Consider the following 20,595-nt stretch of genomic DNA (forward strand, 5'->3'; position numbering starts at 1 on the left):
TTCATGCCATAAGGAAGGCCATATCTTCAGCGCCGCCCCTATTTCTTCGATGTTAAAAATGGGTTAACCGGCCGACGTTCTGCGGAGGGGGAATGCTCACCAACCTAAGCGATATCGATCTGAAACTGCTGCGGGTGTTCGTCGCGGTGGCAGAAGCCCAGGGCGTCAGCGCCGCGCAGGAAACGCTGCTGATGAACCAATCCACCATCAGCACCCACCTGGCCTCGCTGGAAACCCGGCTGGGTTTTCGCCTGTGCCAACGCGGCCGCTCAGGCTTCCGGCTGACGCCCAAGGGCGAACGCATGCTGATCGCCTGCCGTTCGCTGTTCAACGCCGCCCGCGACTTCACCCGGGTCAGCCAGTCGCTGAACGGCCTGCTGACCGGCGATCTGCAGATCGGTCTGGTGGATAATCTGGTTTCGCTGCCGGGCAACCCGTTCAGCCAGGCCATCAAACACTTCCAGCGCCGACATCAGGACGTGCAATTGCAGTGCCGCATCTGTTCACCGAACGAGATTGAGCAGGGGCTGCTGCACCGGCAGCTCGATCTGGGCATCGGCTACTTCGGCCAACAGTTGGAGGCGTTGCGTTATCAGTCATGGCTGGAGGAGACGCAGGCGATCTACTGCAGCGCGGATCACCCGCTGTTCGCGGTGGAAGAACCGGAGCGCGAGCAGATTGAAAACGCGCGTTGGGTCAAGCGCGGCTACCTGCTGGCGCAGCAGCTGTGCCCGATCGCGCCGCCTCACCTGGCTGCGGTGGCCCACCATATGGAAAGCGTCGCCCATCTGGTACTGAGCGGTTCCTGTCTCGGCTACCTGCCCACCCACTACGCGGCGCGCTGGGTGGAACAGGGGCTGCTGCGGCAGCTGGGCGGCGCGGCGCTCTCTTACCGCGCCACGCTCAGCCTGGTCAGCCGCCCTGTCCAGCCCGACGAGGCGTTGAACGCGCTGCTGGAGGATTTGGCGCGTGCCGCACGCCAATCACCTCATCGCTGAGAGGCCAGCGCCCGATTCATGGCAAACAGCGTGCCGGTTAAAGACAGGATGAGGAGCCCGATGATGGCCCAGGCAAAAGAGGCCGCTCCGCCCTTGTCGAGCAGCATGCCGCCGATCGCGCCACCGGCGGCCACGGCGGTATTCCAGCCCGTCGTATACATGGACTGCGCCATATCGGCCGCGCGGCCGGAAAGGCGTGACAATGCCGTCTGCGTGAGGGTGGCGAAACCGCCGAAAGCCACGCCCCACAATGCGACCGCGAGATAAACCATCGGGGCTATCCGTCCCCCACTCCCCAGCAGCACGGCGGCGAGGGCAAAGGTGACGATGCTCATTACCGTAAGAGATTGGACTCGTCGATCGACCAGCATCCCGGCGACGCCCAATCCGGCAATCGCGCCCAGCCCGAAGATAAACAGCACGATATCGACCCGCTCGGATAACCCCGACGGCTTGAGGAAAGGCTCCAGGTAGATATACAGAATGTTGTGGGCAACGATGAAGGTGAACACCACGAACAGCACGGCGCGGATCCCGCATTGCAAGAATACGCCGCTCAGAGACGGGCGATGCGCCTTAGCCTGGCCGGGGAAATCCGGCACGATGGCGATGATCCACACCACGAGCATCACCGCCATCAACGTCATCAGGCCAAAGGCGCCTTGCCAGCCGATGGCTCGGCCAAGCAACGTGCCGAGCGGTACGCCAAGCACCAGCGCCAGGGTGGCGCCGGCGCCGGAGATCGCAATAGCGCGGCCGCCAAGATGGGCCGGTGACATGCGCACGGCGTAACCGGCCAGCAAGGACCAAACGATGCCGCCGAAAACGCCGGCGAAGAAACGCGTCGCCAATGAGACGTGGTAATCATGCGACAGCGCCGTGACGAGGTTGACGATGGCAAAGCCGCCGATCGCACTCAAGAGCAAGGGGCGGCGCCGCATGCCCTGCGTCAATGCGGTAAGCGGAATGGCGGCGACCAACGCCCCCACCGCATAGGCGGTGATGAATTGCCCCGCCAGGCTTTCAGACACGCTCAAATCGCCCGCAATCGAAGAAAGCACGCCCGCCGGCATGATCTCGGTCAGCAGCGTGATGAAAGCGGCCATCGCCAACGCCAGCAGGCCCCCCAGCGGCAACCGATCGCTTCTCGCGGCAGGCGCAGATATCGTCGTTTGATTCATCAATCACTCCCCATTCAAAGATGTTTCCGCCCATTGCGGATGACGTTTGCATCATGCTGCCCACTCGCCGATAAAAGAAAAACAGGCTAAAGTGAATAACACTCATGACGTAAAGGTCATCAATAGAATGGAAGCCTATGGAAAGCTTGGGTTCTCTCGACGTTTTCGTGCGGGTCAGTGAAAGCCGCAGTTTCACGGCGGCCGGGCAACAGCTGGGGATCTCCGCGTCGGCGGTCAGCAAAACCATCGCCCGGCTGGAGGAACGGCTCAGCGTGCGGTTGTTTCACCGCTCCACCCGCACGGTCAACCTGACGCCGGAAGGCGCCTTGTTCCTGGAGAGGTGCCGACGCATTTTGAGCGAGGTGAAAGACGCGGAAGCCGAACTGTTGCAAACGCGAGGAACGCCCCAGGGTAAGCTGCGCATCAGTCTCCCGTCGCTGGGCACGCTTTTCATGCCAAAACTGGGGGACTTCAAGCGCCGCTATCCTGAGATCGAGCTGGATATTGATTATTCGGATCGGCTGGTTGACGTGATTGAGGAAGGTTTCGATGCCGTTATCCGCAGCGGCACCCCGAGCGATTCACGGCTGGTTGCCCGCCGGTTGGGGACCTGCCGCAAGGTTTTCGTTGGCGCGCCAAGCTATTTCAGCCAAGCGGGTATACCGCGCAAGCCCGAGGATCTGACAAGCCATGCCCGTTTGCATTATCGCTTTCCCAGCACCGGCAAACTGGATGTCTGGCCGCTGGGGGACAAGACGGAGACGATCCCCGAACGGCCGGCCAGCATGGTGACAAATACCCTCGATCCGCAGGTGTGCTTCGCGGAGCAAGGGCTCGGCATCGCTTATTTGCCGGAGATCGCCGTGCGCAGACAGCTGGAACAGGGCAGCCTGGTGACGGTTCTGGATGAATACGACCGCGAGAACATGGTTTTTCATGTCCTCTGGCCGTCGGGCCGCCACCTGTCAGTCAAAATCAGGCTGTTCGTCGACTTTGTGACGAGCCACCTTTTCCCGCTTTAAACGACGTATGCTGCCTTAACTGACCGGCATGCGCGCCGGATCGGGATACTGGTACTCAAAACCCAGCTCGTTGCAGATGCGGTTGCCGTCCACCAGCCGCTCATCCTGCTCCGCTTCGTCGGCGAACTGCGGCGGCTCCAGGTGCAGCTGCTCGGCCAGCGCCGGATAAAATTCGCGTTTGGCCGGATGACGCGGCGCGCACAGGTTGTACACGTGACCGCCCTTCGGCAGCTTCAGCAACAGCTGGATGGCGGCGATGACGTCGTCCTGGTGCACCAGATTCACCCCCTGCGAACCGCCCTTCACATCGAGCTTGCCCGCCAGGAAGCGACCGGGGTGACGATCGGCGCCCACCAGCCCCGCCAGCCGCAGAATGTCCACCGAGGTGTTCGGCAATTCATGCAGCCAGCGCTCCAGCTCGGCCAGCACCCGGCCCGACGGCGAGACCGGCCGCAGCGGCGACTCTTCGCGCAGCGTGCCGGCGGTTTCGCCGTACACCGAGGTGGAACTGGTAAAGATCACCCGCGGCACGCCGAAGGCCATCGCGCTGTCCACCAGCATGCGCACCGCATTGAAATAGTTCTCGCTGCCTTCGACGGTGCGGCGAGCGGGCAGCGTCACCACCAGCGCATCCACACGCAGCAGCGATTCCAGATCGTCCGGATCGCACACCAGCTCCGGCGTCAGCTCCAGTTGATAGCATTCGATGCCGCTCATGCGCGCGGCCTCGACGCCGTCCGGCGTGGTTTTGCTGCCGACCACATCATACCCGCGCCCCATCAGCGACAGCGCCAACGGCATGCCCAGCCAACCCAAACCAATAATGGCTACCTTTTTCATCCTCTTCCTCTCCTGAAGATCGCAGCGCCCTACCCCTAAGGCTACGCCACTGTGCACGGCGATACAATCTGCCCGGCTTAAGGTTAGGTAAAGCCGTCTGTGGCTAATAACCTAACCTGTTTCAATAAATTAAATTTATGACGTTAAAAAAGGGTTGCGCGGTGGACAGCGGATAGTTTAGCTTAATTGGCATACGGTTTTTACCGGCTTTTGATTAGAGAAAAACACCATGACACGCGTTCAGTTCAACCACCATCATCACCATCACCCTGACTAGTCTTTCAGGCGATGAGTGCTGGAAGACGGTTTGTTAATCTTCCAGTGGCGCGCAGAACGCAAAAGAGAGCCCTCGGAAGATTTCTTCCGAGGGTTTTTTTTTGGCTCCGGACAGACAGAAAAGAATAGTTTTTACAATAAATTCATAAAATTACAGATTAAACAGAGGTTACCATGCTGGACAAGACACGTTTACGGATCGCAATGCAGAAGTCGGGCCGCCTGAGCGATGAATCCCAGGAGCTGCTGGCGCGCTGCGGCATCAAGATCAACCTGCAGCAGCAGCGCCTGATCGCCTTCGCGGAAAACATGCCGATCGATATCCTGCGCGTGCGCGACGACGACATTCCGGGCCTGGTGATGGACGGCGTGGTCGATCTGGGCATCATCGGCGAAAACGTGCTGGAAGAAGAGCTGCTCAGCCGCCGCGCTCAGGGCGAAGACCCGCGCTACTTCACCCTGCGCCGCCTCGATTTCGGCGGCTGCCGCCTGTCGCTGGCCACCCCGCTCGACGCCGAATATACCGGCCCGCAAAACTTGCAGGACGCCCGCATCGCCACCTCTTACCCGCACCTGCTGAAGCAATACCTCGACAAGCAGGGCGTGCGCTTTAAATCTTGCCTGCTGAACGGCTCGGTGGAAGTGGCGCCGCGCGCCGGCCTGGCCGACGCCATCTGCGATCTGGTCTCTACCGGCGCCACGCTGGAGGCCAACGGCCTGCGCGAAGTGGAAGTGATCTACCGCTCCAAGGCCTGCCTGATTCAGCGCGACGGTGAAATGCCGGAAGCCAAGCAGCAGCTGATCGACCGCCTGATGACCCGCATTCAGGGCGTGATCCAGGCGCGCGAATCCAAATACATCATGCTGCACGCGCCGAGCGAGAAGCTGGACGAGATCGTCGCGCTGCTGCCGGGCGCCGAGCGCCCGACCATTCTGCCGCTGGCCGGCGCGCAGAACCGCGTGGCGATGCACATGGTGAGCAGCGAAACCCTGTTCTGGGAAACCATGGAAAAACTGAAAGCGCTCGGCGCCAGCTCGATTCTGGTGCTGCCGATTGAAAAGATGATGGAGTAACGCCATGTCGACCTTCAACACGCCGATCGATTGGGCAACGTGCAGCGCCGAACGCCAGGCCGAGCTGCTGATGCGCCCGGCAATCGCCGCTTCCGACAGCATCACCCGCACGGTGAGCGAGATCCTCGACAACGTGAAGGCCAACGGCGATCGGGCGCTGCGCGACTACAGCGCCCGTTTCGACAAGGCGGACGTCGCCGCGCTGCGCGTCAGCGCCGAGCAGATCGCCGCCGCCTGCGCCCGACTGGGCGATGACATCAAACAGGCGATGGCGGTGGCCGTCGCCAACGTGGACACCTTCCACAACGCGCAGCGACTGCCAGCGGTGGACGTCGAAACGCAGCCGGGCGTGCGCTGCCAGCAGGTGACCCGCCCAATCGACTCGGTGGGCCTGTATATTCCCGGTGGGTCGGCGCCGCTGTTCTCCACCGTGCTGATGCTGGCGACGCCGGCGCGCATCGCCGGTTGCCGCCGGGTGGTGCTGTGCTCGCCGCCGCCGATCGCCGATGAGATCCTGTATGCGGCGCAGCTGTGCGGCGTGCAGGAAGTGTTTCAGGTCGGGGGCGCGCAGGCGATCGCCGCCCTGGCGTTCGGCACCGAAAGCGTACCGCGCGTGGCGAAAATCTTCGGGCCGGGCAACGCCTTCGTGACCGAAGCCAAGCGGCAGGTCAGCCAGCGTCTCGACGGCGCGGCCATCGACATGCCGGCCGGGCCTTCGGAGGTGCTGGTGATCGCCGACGCCGGCGCCACCCCGGCGTTTGTCGCTTCCGATCTGCTGTCGCAGGCCGAACACGGCCCGGATTCGCAGGTGATCCTGCTGACGCCGGACGCAGCAATGGCGCAGGCAGTGGCCGAAGCGGTGGAAAGCCAGCTGGCCGAGCTGCCGCGCGCCGAGACCGCCCGCCAGGCGCTGGCGAGCAGCCGCCTGATCGTAGCGCGCGATCTGCCTGAGTGCGTGGCCATCAGCAACCGCTACGGCCCGGAGCACCTGATCATTCAGACCCGCAATGCGCGCGAGCTGGTAGACGGCATCACCAGCGCCGGCTCGGTGTTCCTCGGCGACTGGTCGCCGGAGTCCGCCGGCGATTACGCCTCCGGCACCAACCACGTGCTGCCGACCTACGGCTACACCGCCACCTGCTCCAGCCTGGGGCTGGCCGATTTTCAAAAACGCATGACGGTGCAGGAGCTGACGCCGCAGGGCTTCAGCAACCTGGCCGCCACCATCGAGACGCTGGCTGCCGCCGAGCAGCTGATCGCCCACAAGAACGCCGTGACCCTGCGCGTCGCCGCCCTGAAGGAGCAAGCATGAGCATCGAAAAACTGGCGCGCGCCAACGTTCGCGAGCTGACCCCTTATCAATCGGCGCGTCGCCTCGGCGGTAAGGGCGACGTGTGGCTCAATGCCAACGAATACCCGATCGCGCCCGAGTTCCAGCTGACCGCGCAAACCTTCAACCGCTATCCGGAGTGCCAGCCGGCGTTGGTGATCGAACGCTACGCCGCCTACGCCGGGGTGAAGAAAGAGCAGGTGCTGGTCAGCCGCGGCGCCGATGAAGGCATCGAGCTGCTGATCCGCGCCTTCTGCGAGCCGGGTAAAGACGCCATCTTGTTCTGCCCGCCGACCTACGGCATGTACGCCGTCAGCGCCGAAACCTTCGGCGTGGAGCGCCGCACCGTGGCCGCCAAAGAAGACTGGCAGCTGGATCTGCCGGCCATCGCAGACAGCATGGACAACGTGAAGCTGATCTACGTCTGCAGCCCGAACAACCCGACCGGCAACCTGATCGATCCGGACTCTCTGCGCAACCTGCTGGAGCTGGCCAAAGGCAAGGCGATCGTCGCGGTGGACGAAGCCTATATCGAGTTTTGCCCGCAGGCCTCGGTGGCCGGGTGGCTGAGCGACTATCCGCACCTGGCTATCCTGCGCACGCTGTCGAAGGCCTTTGCGCTGGCCGGCCTGCGCTGCGGCTTTACGCTCGCGAACGAAGATCTGATCGCCCTGCTGCTGAAAGTGATCGCGCCTTACCCGCTTTCGACGCCGGTGGCGGATATCGCCGCGCAGGCGCTGAGCGAAGAAGGTATCCGCACCATGCGCCAGCGCGTCACCGACATTGCCGCCACCCGCAGCTGGCTGCAGCAACAGTTGGAAAAATGCGCCTGCGTCGAGCAGGTTTTCACCAGCGACAGCAATTACCTGCTGGCCCGCTTCACCGCCTCAAGTAATGTGTTTAAAAGCTTGTGGGATCAGGGCATTATCTTACGAGACCAAAACAAACAGCCCGGGTTGTCCGGCTGCCTGCGCATCACCATAGGCACCCGCGACGAATGTCAACGCGTGGTGGACGCCTTGTCCGCCCTGCCCGGTGCCAACCAGACTCGCCAGGAGCCAATGTGAGCCAAAAAATCCTCTTTATCGATCGTGACGGCACGCTGATCGCCGAGCCACCGGAAGATTTCCAGGTTGACCGCCTGGACAAGCTGGCGCTCGAGCCGGACGTGATCCCTTCCCTGCTGGCGCTGCAACAGGCGGGGTATCAGCTGGTGATGATCACCAATCAGGATGGGCTCGGCACCGCCAGTTTCCCGCAGGAAACCTTCGACCCGCCGCACAACCTGATGATGCAGATCCTCAGCTCGCAGGGCATTCAGTTCTCCGATGTGCTGATCTGCCCGCACCTGCCGGCGGACAACTGCGACTGCCGCAAGCCGAAAACCGCGCTGGTGAAGGGTTACCTCGAACCCGGCGTGCTGAATGCCGCCCACAGCTACGTGATCGGCGATCGACCGACCGACGTGCAGCTGGCGGAAAACATGGGCATCCAGGGGCTGCGCTACCAGCGCGGCGTGCTGGGCTGGAAAGAGATCGTGCGCCAGCTGACGCTGCGCGATCGCCATGCGCGGGTTAATCGCGTGACCAAAGAGACGCAGATCGACGTCAACGTGTGGCTGGATCGCGAAGGCGGCAGCAAGATCAAAACCGGCGTCGGCTTCTTCGATCACATGCTGGATCAGATCGCCACCCACGGCGGCTTCCGCATGGAGATCGACGTCAAAGGCGATCTGTATATCGACGATCACCACACGGTGGAAGACACCGGCCTGGCGCTGGGTGAAGCGCTGAACAAGGCGCTCGGCGACAAGCGCGGCATCGCCCGCTTCGGCTTCGTGTTGCCGATGGACGAATGCCTGGCGCGCTGCGCGCTGGATATCTCCGGCCGCCCGCACCTGGAGTACAAGGCCGAGTTCAACTATCAGCGCGTCGGCGATCTCAGCACCGAAATGGTCGAGCACTTCTTCCGTTCGCTCTCTTACACCATGGGCTGTACTTTGCACCTGAAGACCAAGGGCAAAAACGACCACCACCGGGTCGAGAGCCTGTTCAAAGTGTTTGGCCGCACGCTGCGCCAGGCGATCCGCGTCGAGGGCAATACCCTGCCGAGCTCGAAAGGAGTGCTGTGATGAACGTGGTGATTTTGGATACCGGCTGCGCCAACCTGGCCTCCGTCACCTACGCGGTGCGGCGCCTGGGCTATCAGCCGGAGGTGAGCCGCGATCCGGAGATCGTGCTGCGCGCCGACAAGCTGTTCCTGCCGGGCGTCGGCACCGCACAGGCGGCGATGGATCAACTGCGCGAGCGCGATCTGATCGAACTGATCAGGGCCTGCACGCAGCCGGTGCTGGGCATCTGCCTCGGCATGCAGCTGCTGGCGGCCAGCAGCGAAGAGAACGGCGGCGTGACCACGCTCGGCCTCATCGATACGCCGGTCAAGCAGATGACCGACTTCGGCCTGCCGCTGCCGCACATGGGCTGGAACCAGGTGTCCGCGCAGGCGGGCCACCATCTGTTCCGCGGCATCGATGACGGCGCCTACTTCTATTTCGTTCACAGCTATGCGATGCCGATATGCCCCAGCACCATCGCCCAGGCGAACTACGGCGAGCCCTTCACCGCCGCCGTGCAAAAAGACAACTTCTTCGGCGTGCAGTTTCATCCAGAACGATCTGGAGCGGCCGGCGCGCAACTGTTGAAAAACTTTCTGGAGATGTAGGCAGCATGATTATTCCGGCTTTGGATTTGATCGACGGCAACGTGGTGCGTTTGCATCAGGGCGATTACGGCCAACAGCGCGACTACGGCAACGATCCGCTGCTGCGCCTGCAGGACTATCAACAACAGGGCGCCCAGGTGCTGCACCTGGTCGATTTGACCGGCGCCAAGGATCCGGCGGCGCGCCAGATCCCGCTGCTGCGCAAGCTGCTGGCGGGGGTTGACGTGCCGGTGCAGGTCGGCGGCGGCATCCGCAACGAGCAGGACGTCAGTGCCCTGCTGGAGGCCGGCGCCACGCGCGTGGTGATCGGCTCCACCGCGGTGAAACAGCCGCAGTTGGTGCAGAGCTGGTTCGAGCGCTACGGCGCCGACGCGCTGGTGCTGGCGCTGGACGTGCGCATCGACGCGCAGGGCGTGAAACGCGTGGCCATCAGCGGCTGGCAGGAGGATTCCGACGCCACGCTGGAACAGGTGGTGGAGCAGTTCCTGCCCTACGGGCTGAAGCACGTGCTGTGCACCGACATTTCGCGCGACGGTACGCTGGCTGGGTCCAACGTGGCGCTGTATCAGGAGATCGGCCGCCGTTATCCGCAGGTGGCCTTCCAGGCCTCGGGCGGCATCGGCAATCTGGACGACATCGCCCAGCTGCGCGGCAGCGGCGTTGCCGGCGTGATCGTGGGGCGCGCCCTGCTGGAAGGTAAATTTAGCGTTGAGGAGGCGATCGCATGCTGGCAAAACGGATAATCCCGTGTCTGGATGTTAAAGACGGGCAAGTGGTGAAAGGCGTGCAGTTCCGCAACCACGAAATCATCGGCGACATCGTGCCGCTGGCGCAGCGCTATGCGCAAGAAGGTGCGGACGAGCTGGTGTTTTACGATATCACCGCCTCGAGCGACGGCCGGGTGGTGGACAAAAGCTGGGTATCGCGCGTGGCGGAGGTGATTGATATCCCGTTCTGCGTCGCCGGCGGCATTAAAAGCGCCGAGGACGCCAGCCAGATCCTGTCTTTCGGCGCCGACAAGATTTCGATCAACTCGCCGGCGCTGGCCGATCCTGAGCTGATTAGCCGCCTGGCGGAACGCTTCGGCGTGCAGTGCATCGTGGTAGGCATCGACACCTGGTTCGACAGTGAAACCGGCAAGTATCACGTCAACCAATATACCGGCGATGAGAGCCGCACCCGCATCACCCAGTGGGAAACCCTCGACTGGGTACAGGAAGTGCAGCGCCGCGGCGCCGGTGAGATCGTGCTGAACATGATGAACCAGGACGGCGTGCGCAACGGTTACGATCTGCAGCAGCTGCGCCTGGTGCGCGAGGCCTGCAAGGTGCCGCTGATCGCCTCCGGCGGCGCGGGCACCATGGAGCACTTCCTGGAAGCGTTCCGCGATGCGGACGTCGACGGCGCGCTGGCGGCGTCGGTGTTCCACAAACAAATCATCAATATCGGCGAACTGAAAAGGTTCCTGGTTGAACAAGGCGTGGAGATTCGCGTGTGCTGACAGAACAACAGAGAAACCAGCTGGACTGGGAAAAAACCGACGGTCTGATGCCGGCCATCGTGCAGCACGCCGTTTCCGGCGAAGTGCTGATGCTGGGTTACATGACGCAGGAAGCGCTGGCGACCACCGAGCAGAGCGGTAACGTCACCTTCTTCTCACGCACCAAGCAGCGTCTGTGGACCAAGGGTGAAAGCTCCGGCCATTTCCTCAAGGTGGTCAGCATTACGCCGGACTGCGATAACGACACGCTGCTGGTATTGGCCAACCCGATCGGCCCGACCTGCCACCTCGGCAACAGCAGCTGCTTCCACCCGGCCGCCAGCGACTGGACGTTCCTCTATCAGTTGGAGCAGCTGTTGGCGGAGCGCAAGCACGCTAGCCCGGACAGCTCGTACACCGCCAGCCTGTATGCCAGCGGCACCAAGCGCATCGCGCAGAAGGTCGGGGAGGAAGGCGTGGAAACCGCGCTGGCCGCCACGGTCAACGATCGCGAAGAGCTGACCAACGAAGCTTCGGACCTGATCTATCACCTGCTGGTGCTGCTGCAGGACCAGGATCTGGATCTGAGCGCGGTGATTGGCCGGCTGCGCGAGCGGCATAGGAAATAAAATCGCGATATAATGCCATAACATCACTCACTTAACATTTTTGGCCATAAAAAAACCGGCAATAAATATCATGACTTGACATTTATTGCCGGCAAATTGAACCCTAAATTAATATGATTAGATGTATTTCTTCCAGAATTTCTTCCTATTTATGCGCCGATAACCTTCTTTCCAATAGCTCTGTTCAAACATTTCGTAATACTTATTTCCCTGAAGCAAACGATCTTTCAGATTTAATTTTTTCGCCAAAGCAATACGCCCACTATTAGCCCCTGCAGCCTCAGAGTGAGTGATACCAACTAAGACGTCCAACTGGTGACTGCTTGGTTCAGAAACAAGCGTAAAGAAAGGTTCAGACAACAAACGACTGCTCATAGCCTCTGCCGGTACGACCGCAAGAATGGAAGAGACATATTCAAAGAAGGACAAAATACCCTTTTGTAAAAGCTGCGCCTTTTTTAGGTATTCCAATTCTTCGTCACCGACAATTTCTTTTACAGGCTGCGTTTTACCATTAATTTTCTCATAACCCTTAGTCGAACCCGTGTTGTCTGCCATAGCAAACTCCAACAGTTCTACCCCACCAGAGAGAATCAAGTCATGATGACTTCTTGGTTCGCCATAATTGGTCAACCAACCTTTCATATCATTATAATATGATTTGTTATCCTTAGCCCCTTCAAAAGTCGCTAGATATAGCCCACTTATTTTCTTATCTGCCCATACGTCACCTAGAGCACGACTAAATACAGATTGAATGTTGCCCATCCAACCAATATCAACTAACGCAACTGACTTATAGTCACCCACTGCTTCTCTGAAGTAATCTGAGAATTCATCTCGACACTTCTTATTTTGCAATAATGCATGCGTGAACAACTTATTAATCAGCCAGTGAACTCTATCGCGCTCGTGATGACTCGGAACATAATTTTCGTCTGGGAAACCAACATCGTGAATATCAGAAAGATGGTTTTCAGCATTTAATCCAATAACAGAAAGAATGCTTTTTATACTTTTCCTATTCTTACCCCCAAAAAGATGCCAAATACGATGCATGGGCCAGTCAGTCATTCCCATTTTGTAAGTCGAGGCACGGGAAAGATAAACATATTGATAGTCAAATTGACGATCTTTATTGTAGAAATTCAGGAAAATATCGCGAATTAAATGTGCATCACGAGCTAAAAACAAGAGTTTTTCAACATTTAGTTTTTTTGCCGTAGCGTAGATCCAAGATGTATAGCCCAACATCAATGGGCCAAAAATTTTGAAACCAATCTCAGTAAGCGGGTCATCAGCGAAAAATTGCTTTGCTTGGATATTCGTTACAGAGAGATTAATAGACTCGCCGATAACATCCTTAATCTGCCAATGCCGCGAAACACCACCATCATATTGTGACCAATCAGCATGTAATCCATCAATCGAATGACACTTCGCCATTTCAATATCAGAATGCTTATTATCACCAATATGCAACCAACGTTTTCCTGTTAGCCCAAGTTTTTCTCTAACCCTAGGGTATAATTTCCCCGAGTGTTTAGATACGCCCTCCTCGCCTGATGAGAAAATAGCCACATCATCAAGATCTTTATAACCAGAGTTTTCCAGCAGTTCGCGCAACACTTTAGATGGTAAATACATATCGCTTATAACGATAATCTTACACCCTGCTGCCCTAGCTTGATCAAAAATGGTTTCCGCAGCAGAACTTTTAAAAAGGACGGCTTTCTCCATCTCTATTTCTAAAGCAATCAATATGTCAATTATATTACTGGGTAATGCGGGAACCCTCTCTCTTACTTGATCATAGATATCCGAAATCAAAATCTCAGGCTCACCGCCGTACAGTTCAACCTTATTTTTTCTAGCTTTTTCCTCTGCTTTTTCTCGGATAACAGAAAAATTATCGACTAGTTCAGGCCATGCAACATATTTATTATCATACGACAAATTAGCCTGAATCAGCGAAAACAAATCCTTAGGCCGTGCAATTTTTCGACTTAAAAGCGTATCAAAAATGTCGAAACTAACAAAATCGTAATTATTAAAATTCATAGTTCCCTCTACTGAGCAGGAATTATTTATTGATCTACGAGGCGTGAAATTTTGTTATCAATCGAGGTTACTCGATGAAAAATAGCCTCATTAAAGATGAAACTAGAAATAAACCGACATGTGTAGTCATCGGAAGCATTTCTAGCCATGCTATTTAGAATAATTTTAGATGAAAAAGCATAGTCTTCTGCATGAATAATACTATAGTTACCCAGATTGAAATCATCTTCCCTACGAAAGTGATAGAAAGATAACGATTCAGGAATGAACCAAACATCATTTCTGCTCATAAATGATATTAAGAACACCCAGAAAAATGCCGGCTCTAGAATATTATAGGACTTAACATCATGCATAAATGCACTATATTCAAAGATGCATGATGATATAGGAATACTGTTCCTATAATACAATGCATCGATGCAAACTGGCCCCGCAGAAAAATAATGATTCCACGGCTCTGTTTTATCTATTTTTATTCTATTGCCTTCAGCTATTTCAGAAACCCTATTTACATGGCATGCCACAGCACCAATGGATGGGTATTTATCTTTACTTTTTTCAAAAATAGAAAGGCAGCGTGTTAAATATTCAGGAGCCCAAGTATCATCATCGTCAAGAAAACATACATACTCAAATTGGATGCTGTGTAGTTTATTAATAAGTTCATCCTGGGAGGCTACAACATTAACATTGTCACACCCAGAAATTAAAACCAAGTCCTCAATGTCAGACGATATGTTAAATTTACTCATCATGACAAAAACTTCATATTTTTTATATGATTGATTCTTCACGGACTCAAGGGCTCGTAAAAGCAAGCGCTTCCTAGTCTCGTGGTGTCTCAAAATAATAGCAACTGAGCCTTTCATATTTCCTCTATGAATACTATTCAGGCAAATGAATCAATATTGACTTATATTAACTACTATAATAATTTTTTATTTTCTGAAAAATATAGAAATCAGAAATCAAAACTTATGACAGTAAAGCCGGACATAGTCCGGCTATTTAGTGTAATGAATTTATTCCATCCATTCGGTATGGAACACGCCTTCCTTGTCGATACGTTTATAGGTGTGCGCACCGAAGTAGTCGCGCTGCGCCTGGATCAGGTTCGCCGGCAGCACCGCGGAGCGGTAGCTGTCGTAGTAGGCGATCGCAGCAGAGAAGGTCGGCGTAGGAATACCGTTCTGCACGGCGTAAGCCACCACGTCACGCAGCGCCTGCTGGTACTCGTCGGCGATTTGCTTGAAGTATGGCGCCAACAGCAGGTTGGCGATATCGGCATCCGCCGCGTAAGCGTCGGTGATCTTCTGCAGGAACTGGGCGCGGATGATGCAGCCGGCGCGGAAGATCTTGGCGATTTCGCCATAGTGCAGATCCCAGTTGTTTTCTTTAGACGCGGCTTTCAGCTGAGAGAAGCCCTGCGCGTATGACACGATCTTGCCCAAATACAGCGCGCGACGCACTTTCTCGATGAACTCAGCTTTGTCGCCGGTGAACGGCGCCACTTTCGGGCCGGTCAGCACTTTAGACGCGGCAACGCGCTGGTCTTTCAGCGAGGACAGGTAGCGTGCGAACACCGACTCGGTGATCAGCGACAGCGGTTCGCCCAGATCCAGCGAGCTCTGGCTGGTCCACTTGCCGGTGCCTTTGTTGGCGGCTTCGTCCAGGATCACATCGACCAGGTATTTACCCTCTTCGTCTTTCTTGGTGAAGATATCTTTGGTGATGTCGATCAGGTAGCTGTTCAGTTCGCCCTTGTTCCACTCGGCGAAGGTTTCGGCCAACTGCTCGTTGCTCAGGTTCAGCGCCTGCTTCAGCAGAGAATAGGCTTCGGCAATCAGCTGCATGTCGCCGTATTCGATGCCGTTGTGCACCATCTTCACATAGTGGCCGGCACCGTCAGCACCGATATAGGTCACGCAAGGCTCGCCTTCCGCAACCGCAGCGATTTTCTCCAAGATTGGCGCCACCAGCTCGTAAGCTTCTTTCTGGCCACCAGGCATGATGGAAGGCCCTTTAAGCGCGCCCTCTTCACCGCCGGAAACGCCAGTGCCGATGAAGTTGAAGCCCTGGTCGGACAGTTCACGATTACGACGAATGGTGTCCTGATAGTAGGTGTTGCCACCGTCGATCAGAATATCGCCCTTGTCCAGGTGCGGAGTCAACGAGGCAATGGTTTTATCCGTTGCTTCGCCCGCTTTCACCATCAGCAGGATGCGGCGCGGTTTTTCCAGCGATTCGACAAACTCTTCAACGGTGTAATACGGCGCCAGATTCTTGCCCGGGTTCTCAGCGATCACTTCGTCAGTTTTGTCGCCAGAACGATTGAAAATGGAAACGGTGTAACCACGGCTCTCGATGTTCAGCGCGAGGTTGCGGCCCATTACCGCCATGCCGACAACGCCGATTTGTTGCTTGGACATTTAGGAACTCCTGTCTGAGGATGACCCTGCCAGCAACGTCGGCCAGCAGGTTTTGTGATGTGGCACACATGTTAACTCAGGATTGAGCCGGGTGGGTAGTGATTGGTGCGATAGGCTTTGCAACAGATTACAAAGCGTTAAAAATTGTACAGCTGCGCCAATAACAGCTGCTTAGCCTGTTGAATTTGTTCCAGACCCTGTTGGCGGTCGCCACGCGAAAATGACAATAAGATAGCCCGTAACTCTTCCTGGTTGATATCCGGTCGAATCATTGGCCAGTCTGACATGCGTTGCAGACTGGAGAACTTGTTGTCGTAGTAATCGGACCACGAAAGCGCGACCCCTGGAATGCCAAGGCTGGCAGCGATAACCTGAAAATGGAAACGCGAGCTGATACAAAAATCATGTGACGCAAATTTCAAGCCATCATGCCAAACCTGCTCAAATGACACAAACTCAGCCTGGGGGAAAAACTCGAGGATTTGACGGAAGAAAACACCATCTGAGCCAGGGCGAAACTCATAAAACTTGATTATCGCGTTCGGATGCTTTTCCAGGAATAGCGCTGTTGTTTGCCCCAACAACCCCAATAAACTCTCAGTGAGAACATCATCTTCCGATAACTCGGTATGAATGCACAGGTGTAAAGTGAACTGCTCATTCTCAGCAATGTATCCTAGAGGATAAGACGAAAAAGCAAAATAATCGTCTCCTGTAAAACCGAGCGCTGGCAGTTCAAACGGCGCTAAAACGTCGTAACTCGCCTGATCCCGGACATCAAACTGGTCAAACTGGCGAATATAAGGTGCTAGTTGCTCGGCCTTTTCAGAAGAGAGCGGCTGCAATCCCAGCCCTGTAGCATAACAAGCGAGCTGGTATTTTTGGGCAAAATAGGCAACCACTTCAATTAGCCGCGAGTTGGCACCCCAGAGCTCATTGATGTATCCCCCACCCAGTAGATGAATACTTTCGGCGGAGATAAATGCCTTGGACATCAAACGCTCACGAAACGGTAGCGTGTAAGGATCGGCAAGCTTTTCTTCCAAAGAGCCATCATTGCCCAATGCTTGAACCAATCGCCACAGATAATCCACGCATCGCACTCCGGGAAATAACCGTGAAGCAACGACGGCGTCAACTGCATCCAGATAAATGGTGCAGCCCGGGAACCGCCGTTGCAATTCAGTGACCCAAAATCGCGTCAGCATATCATCGCCAAAATTAGGCATACCTGCAGCCGACACTAAATAGAATACTTTCACTGGCGGAACCGGAACGTCCTTTTCACATTTTCTCGTCCATAGCTTCGCGAAGAAAGTCAAAATACCCCCTAAAATCAATACGTTCCATTAGCAATGGCGCGTTGATAGAGTTTCAACGTGTCATCGATAACTAATGATGAGGCGAATTTGCTTTCGATGCGCTCTCGGCTGCGCACACCCATCTCGACACGCTTGGTAGGGCTGGTGAGCAGCTGTTCCAACTTCTCTGCCAAGACTTCGATATTGCGCATCTCAACCAAGCTGCCGGTATATTCATCAATAATCAGACTTTGGCACCCGCCCACGTCGTAAGCGATGCAAGCACGCCCAACCGAGGACGCTTCAAGCAAAATACGCGGGATGCCTTCCGAATACGTAGAAGGCAGAGCGACAACGTTAGAGGCCTCAATCAGACTGTAAACATCGCTGCAGCGGCCCAGCCAGTTAATAAGCCCTTGCTGGTGCCATTCTTCTATTTGCGACAGCGGGATGGCATCTGGATCGTCAACAATCGAAATCCCAGCCACATTAAGCACAAAATCCACACCTTTACTCGCCAACCGTTTTTTCACCTCAACCAGATCGCCCAATCCTTTGCTCCACAGCAAACGGCTGGCGAACAAGACGACCGGTTTTTCGCGGTTGATTTCTAGCGAGTAGTGATAAATATCGGGGTTAATGCCAGCACCATCGATCACAACCGTTTGGTTTTTTTTCGCTTCAGTCAGCGCCAGAAGTCGATCGCGGTCGTGTTCATGCTCAAAGGCCAGCAAGCATTTTTTGTTCTTAAAGATATGATTGTACGAATGTAACGTCAGATAACGAATGACGTTCATTGACAATTTATCCTCCATAAAGACGCGCCCAAGCCCGACAAAGCCGAGAATAATCGGCTTGTTGTAAAAACGCGCAAAGAACCCGCCCATCAAGCAAGGTTTGATAGTGATGCAATGCAGTACGTCAGGGTTGATTTTTTTGAGTAACGTCCAAACTTTGGCCAGCGAACCAAAGAAGTTAATCGGATTGATAGACAATTCAGATACAGATGAGTCATGGCAGATAAAACCCTTATCCGCCAGCTTTTGCTGAATGTCGTCGCCCACAAAGTGACTAACAACGTGGATCTCATAGCCTGCGGCCTGAGCCGCCAGCGCTCTTTCAACCCAGTGCAGTTCAAAGTACCAATCTGAGTTGATAAAATAACAAATCTTTTTCATTTAACTCTTACCGGCTAATGTTGTTTACCATTTTTACGTGATATACCGTCAACAATACCGCGCACTACGTATTTAATATATTCGCCTTTTCTGCCTTGAGAGGTAAAAGAAAGTAAATATTTAGCAATACGTAACACGATAGCTCCGAGTGAGTATGGTCTTTCATGTTTTTCGAAAAGCATCCTTGAAAGGAGCAAGTTTCTGACCAGATAGTACACTTTCCAGGGCGGCGTTATCCCACCCTGGCTAGCAGGTACATCATGCAGAAACATCAGCTCCGGTGAGTATCGGAACCGATACCCTTGTTGACTCAACCTGTAAGAGAAGTAAAGATCATCATAATAAATAAAAAGCTCTGGCCAGATGTACTCGATGTTAGCGGCTAAAACGTCTTTGCGTATTATTGCGCCAACAAATGAGAGAGTAACAACATCCGCGGGTTTATGCTCCGCGGGGGTGTAACGTCCGGGCTCAGTTATGTAGTCCAATGTTTGTAACAGCGACGTTGGCATCTTGCTGAAAGGCACGTTCATTTTGCATAACGCCCCTTGCTTGTCCAGTACCCGACTACAGTAGGCCGCATAGTCGAACCGTTGCGCCAAATCGCAAAAACGCGTCAGCAATGCGCTATCAGGATAGGCATCGTCATCGAACATAAACACCCAGTCGGTATCTATCTTGCTCGCAATATACTCTGCACCGAGCCTGAAACCACCTGCACCACCATCGTTTTGCGTAGCGCGTATGACGTGCAAACGGCTATCTTCGATGCTATTCAGCCACGGCTGAGTTTCGTCGGTCGATGCATTATCAACAATGATAATCTCTTCAAACGGCAACGCAGAGGTTGTCGCCCAACATTGTTTCAATTTTTCCAGGCGATTGAATGTAACAATTAACGCCGAGCTTTTCATCTGATGCTGACCGTAAATACCGGCATGGCGTTTTCTTGTTCCAGGCCTGCCAGGTAGGTTTCAGCCGTTTTCAGCGCTTCGGCGATGGTCACATCCATATCCAGGTAGCGATACGTTCCTAAGCGGCCGATGAAAGTAATGTCATGCTCTTTTTCAGCCAAATCGACATACTTCTCCAACAACGCCATTTCGCCGACCTGGCGAATCGGGTAATAAGGAATATCGTTTTCTTCACAGGCGCGACTGTACTCTTTATAACAAACCGACCCTTCGTGTTGCTCCCACGGGGAGAAGTACTTATGTTCGGTGATACGGGTATATGGTACCGACTGTTCACAATAGTTCATCACCGCGCAACCTTGATAATCCCCTTCCACGGTGAATTTTTCAAAGTCCAGAGTGCGGTATCCCAGGCGCCCATACTGGAAATCATAAAACGCATCCAATGGACCACTGTAAAACACATGATCGTAGCCTTCACGATCCTGCATTTGGAATTGGGTATCCAACGCCACCGAGATATTCGGGTGATCTAAAATACCTTCCACCATTTTGGTATACCCGTCTTTCGGCATCCCCTGGAACTTATGATTGAAATAGTTATCATCATAATTAAAGCGGATAGGCAGGCGTTTGAGAATAGAAGCCGGCAACTGTGCCGGGGACATTCCCCACTGCTTGATAGTATAGCCTTTGAAGAAGGCTTCATACAGCTCTTTGCCGACAAAGCGTAGCGCCTGCTCTTCGAACGATTGCGGGTCAGTAATACTGGAATCGCCTTTCTCGGCGATCAAGGCTTTCGCCTCCGTTGGCGAGCAGGTCTTTTTGAAGAACTGGTTAATGGTGTGCAGATTAATCGGCAGCGAGAAAACCTGGCCATTCACCGTCGCTTTTACACGGTTAACATATGGCATCATCGTGGCGTACTGATTCACAAAGTTCCATACTTGCTCGTTGTCTGTGTGGAAAATATGCGGACCATAGGTATGCACCATCACGTCTGTCTTTTCGTCCCGAGCGTCGTAGCAGTTGCCTGCGATATGAGTACGACGATCGATGATATGAATTTGATGACCTTGCTCAGCCAATTTCCGCCCGATGACCGCACCGGAAAAACCTGCACCTACAATTAAAATTTTTCTACTTTTCATCATCAAA

Annotated in this window: 20 protein-coding genes and 1 other annotated feature; of the genes, 11 read left to right on the forward strand and 9 right to left on the reverse strand. The window is 55.1% G+C overall.

From position 1 onward, the window contains the following. Positions 1-92 precede the first annotated feature (92 nt). Complete coding sequence (locus tag WCL58_RS04640) at positions 93-998, forward strand: LysR family transcriptional regulator (RefSeq protein ID WP_060421547.1); 906 nt, start codon at positions 93-95, stop codon at positions 996-998. Here WCL58_RS04640 and WCL58_RS04645 read toward each other — a convergent pair. Further along, entirely contained in the window at positions 989-2,179 is a 1,191-nt protein-coding gene (locus tag WCL58_RS04645) for an MFS transporter (protein ID WP_197801839.1), read from the reverse strand. The two genes, WCL58_RS04640 and WCL58_RS04645, sit on opposite strands and share 10 nt — an antisense overlap. 137 nt (positions 2,180-2,316) lie before the next feature. On the opposite strand from WCL58_RS04645, the gene WCL58_RS04650 reads away from it, so the two are divergent. Further along, positions 2,317-3,201, forward strand: coding sequence for a LysR substrate-binding domain-containing protein (locus WCL58_RS04650; RefSeq protein WP_197779994.1), 885 nt, complete (start codon positions 2,317-2,319; stop codon positions 3,199-3,201). Positions 3,202-3,216: 15 nt separating this feature from the next. On the opposite strand, the gene WCL58_RS04655 is transcribed toward WCL58_RS04650, so the two are convergent. Further along, entirely contained in the window at positions 3,217-4,041 is an 825-nt protein-coding gene (locus WCL58_RS04655) for an SDR family oxidoreductase (protein WP_015377257.1), read from the reverse strand. 229 nt (positions 4,042-4,270) lie between these two features. Here WCL58_RS04655 and hisL point away from each other — a divergent pair, with 229 nt between their 5' ends. The 9 genes from hisL to hisIE all read left to right on the forward strand — a co-directional run bounded on the left by hisL (position 4,271) and on the right by hisIE (position 11,551). Beyond that, the gene (gene hisL / locus WCL58_RS04660; RefSeq protein ID WP_100396937.1) at positions 4,271-4,318 is read left to right on the forward strand and encodes a his operon leader peptide; all 48 of its coding nucleotides are present in this window, start codon (positions 4,271-4,273) and stop codon (positions 4,316-4,318) included. Continuing rightward, positions 4,294-4,420, forward strand: a sequence feature (His leader region). (Overlaps the previous gene by 25 nt.) Before the next feature lie 71 nt (positions 4,421-4,491). Further along, positions 4,492-5,391 (forward strand): ATP phosphoribosyltransferase, encoded by a 900-nt coding sequence (hisG, locus tag WCL58_RS04665; RefSeq protein ID WP_049202244.1) that lies wholly within the window; start codon positions 4,492-4,494, stop codon positions 5,389-5,391. Positions 5,392-5,395: 4 nt separating this feature from the next. Next, positions 5,396-6,703, forward strand: a complete 1,308-nt coding sequence (gene hisD, locus WCL58_RS04670; RefSeq protein ID WP_060419856.1) for a histidinol dehydrogenase — start codon at positions 5,396-5,398, stop codon at positions 6,701-6,703. Beyond that, positions 6,700-7,788: a histidinol-phosphate transaminase gene (gene hisC, locus WCL58_RS04675; protein WP_336850612.1), complete on the forward strand. Its 1,089-nt coding sequence runs from the start codon at positions 6,700-6,702 to the stop codon at positions 7,786-7,788. Before hisD ends, hisC begins: the two co-directional genes overlap by 4 nt. After that, positions 7,785-8,852, forward strand: a complete 1,068-nt coding sequence (gene hisB, locus WCL58_RS04680; RefSeq protein ID WP_084826525.1) for a bifunctional histidinol-phosphatase/imidazoleglycerol-phosphate dehydratase HisB — start codon at positions 7,785-7,787, stop codon at positions 8,850-8,852. The genes hisC and hisB overlap by 4 nt, the downstream gene beginning before the upstream one ends. Continuing rightward, positions 8,852-9,442: an imidazole glycerol phosphate synthase subunit HisH gene (gene hisH, locus WCL58_RS04685; protein ID WP_004938803.1), complete on the forward strand. Its 591-nt coding sequence runs from the start codon at positions 8,852-8,854 to the stop codon at positions 9,440-9,442. Before hisB ends, hisH begins: the two co-directional genes overlap by 1 nt. A 5-nt stretch (positions 9,443-9,447) precedes the next feature. Next, positions 9,448-10,185 (forward strand): 1-(5-phosphoribosyl)-5-[(5-phosphoribosylamino)methylideneamino]imidazole-4-carboxamide isomerase, encoded by a 738-nt coding sequence (gene hisA / locus WCL58_RS04690; RefSeq protein ID WP_060421534.1) that lies wholly within the window; start codon positions 9,448-9,450, stop codon positions 10,183-10,185. Next, on the forward strand, positions 10,167-10,943 hold the full coding sequence (gene hisF / locus WCL58_RS04695) for an imidazole glycerol phosphate synthase subunit HisF (RefSeq protein WP_041034248.1): 777 nt from the start codon (positions 10,167-10,169) through the stop codon (positions 10,941-10,943). The genes hisA and hisF overlap by 19 nt, the downstream gene beginning before the upstream one ends. Next, positions 10,937-11,551, forward strand: a complete 615-nt coding sequence (hisIE, locus tag WCL58_RS04700) for a bifunctional phosphoribosyl-AMP cyclohydrolase/phosphoribosyl-ATP diphosphatase HisIE (protein WP_197779995.1) — start codon at positions 10,937-10,939, stop codon at positions 11,549-11,551. Before hisF ends, hisIE begins: the two co-directional genes overlap by 7 nt. Before the next feature lie 117 nt (positions 11,552-11,668). On the opposite strand, the gene WCL58_RS04705 is transcribed toward hisIE, so the two are convergent. The 7 genes from WCL58_RS04705 to glf form a co-directional block, all read right to left on the reverse strand. Beyond that, positions 11,669-13,612: an HAD-IA family hydrolase gene (locus tag WCL58_RS04705; RefSeq protein WP_033640858.1), complete on the reverse strand. Its 1,944-nt coding sequence runs from the start codon at positions 13,610-13,612 to the stop codon at positions 11,669-11,671. 26 nt (positions 13,613-13,638) lie between these two features. Further along, positions 13,639-14,484: a glycosyltransferase family 2 protein gene (locus WCL58_RS04710; protein WP_072009678.1), complete on the reverse strand. Its 846-nt coding sequence runs from the start codon at positions 14,482-14,484 to the stop codon at positions 13,639-13,641. 153 nt (positions 14,485-14,637) lie between these two features. Next, the gene (gene gndA / locus WCL58_RS04715) at positions 14,638-16,044 is read right to left on the reverse strand and encodes an NADP-dependent phosphogluconate dehydrogenase (protein WP_004938815.1); all 1,407 of its coding nucleotides are present in this window, start codon (positions 16,042-16,044) and stop codon (positions 14,638-14,640) included. Positions 16,045-16,181: 137 nt separating this feature from the next. Then, entirely contained in the window at positions 16,182-17,306 is a 1,125-nt protein-coding gene (locus WCL58_RS04720) for a polysaccharide pyruvyl transferase family protein (protein WP_197779997.1), read from the reverse strand. A gap of 74 nt (positions 17,307-17,380) precedes the next feature. Beyond that, a complete protein-coding gene (locus WCL58_RS04725; RefSeq protein ID WP_336850613.1) occupies positions 17,381-18,523 on the reverse strand; it encodes a glycosyltransferase family 4 protein in 1,143 nt (380 codons plus the stop codon). A gap of 14 nt (positions 18,524-18,537) precedes the next feature. Next, on the reverse strand, positions 18,538-19,437 hold the full coding sequence (locus WCL58_RS04730; protein WP_033640861.1) for a glycosyltransferase: 900 nt from the start codon (positions 19,435-19,437) through the stop codon (positions 18,538-18,540). Continuing rightward, a complete protein-coding gene (gene glf / locus WCL58_RS04735) occupies positions 19,434-20,588 on the reverse strand; it encodes a UDP-galactopyranose mutase (protein WP_033640862.1) in 1,155 nt (384 codons plus the stop codon). Before glf ends, WCL58_RS04730 begins: the two co-directional genes overlap by 4 nt. Between the last annotated feature and the right edge of the window lie 7 nt (positions 20,589-20,595).

The organism is Serratia sp. TMDUHS_CL (assembly GCF_037137105.1).
Lineage (GTDB): Bacteria > Pseudomonadota > Gammaproteobacteria > Enterobacterales > Enterobacteriaceae > Serratia > Serratia nevei.

Coding starts and splice junctions, on each gene's coding strand:
- WCL58_RS04640 (WP_060421547.1), top strand. CDS start 93: ATGCTCACCAACCTAAGCGATATCGATCTGAAACTGCTGCGGGTGTTC.
- WCL58_RS04645 (WP_197801839.1), bottom strand. CDS start 2,179: ATGAATCAAACGACGATATCTGCGCCTGCCGCGAGAAGCGATCGGTTG.
- WCL58_RS04650 (WP_197779994.1), top strand. CDS start 2,317: ATGGAAAGCTTGGGTTCTCTCGACGTTTTCGTGCGGGTCAGTGAAAGC.
- WCL58_RS04655 (WP_015377257.1), bottom strand. CDS start 4,041: ATGAAAAAGGTAGCCATTATTGGTTTGGGTTGGCTGGGCATGCCGTTG.
- hisG (WP_049202244.1), top strand. CDS start 4,492: ATGCTGGACAAGACACGTTTACGGATCGCAATGCAGAAGTCGGGCCGC.
- hisD (WP_060419856.1), top strand. CDS start 5,396: ATGTCGACCTTCAACACGCCGATCGATTGGGCAACGTGCAGCGCCGAA.
- hisC (WP_336850612.1), top strand. CDS start 6,700: ATGAGCATCGAAAAACTGGCGCGCGCCAACGTTCGCGAGCTGACCCCT.
- hisH (WP_004938803.1), top strand. CDS start 8,852: ATGAACGTGGTGATTTTGGATACCGGCTGCGCCAACCTGGCCTCCGTC.
- hisA (WP_060421534.1), top strand. CDS start 9,448: ATGATTATTCCGGCTTTGGATTTGATCGACGGCAACGTGGTGCGTTTG.
- hisF (WP_041034248.1), top strand. CDS start 10,167: ATGCTGGCAAAACGGATAATCCCGTGTCTGGATGTTAAAGACGGGCAA.
- WCL58_RS04705 (WP_033640858.1), bottom strand. CDS start 13,612: ATGAATTTTAATAATTACGATTTTGTTAGTTTCGACATTTTTGATACG.
- WCL58_RS04710 (WP_072009678.1), bottom strand. CDS start 14,484: ATGAAAGGCTCAGTTGCTATTATTTTGAGACACCACGAGACTAGGAAG.
- gndA (WP_004938815.1), bottom strand. CDS start 16,044: ATGTCCAAGCAACAAATCGGCGTTGTCGGCATGGCGGTAATGGGCCGC.
- WCL58_RS04725 (WP_336850613.1), bottom strand. CDS start 18,523: ATGAAAAAGATTTGTTATTTTATCAACTCAGATTGGTACTTTGAACTG.
- WCL58_RS04730 (WP_033640861.1), bottom strand. CDS start 19,437: ATGAAAAGCTCGGCGTTAATTGTTACATTCAATCGCCTGGAAAAATTG.
- glf (WP_033640862.1), bottom strand. CDS start 20,588: ATGAAAAGTAGAAAAATTTTAATTGTAGGTGCAGGTTTTTCCGGTGCG.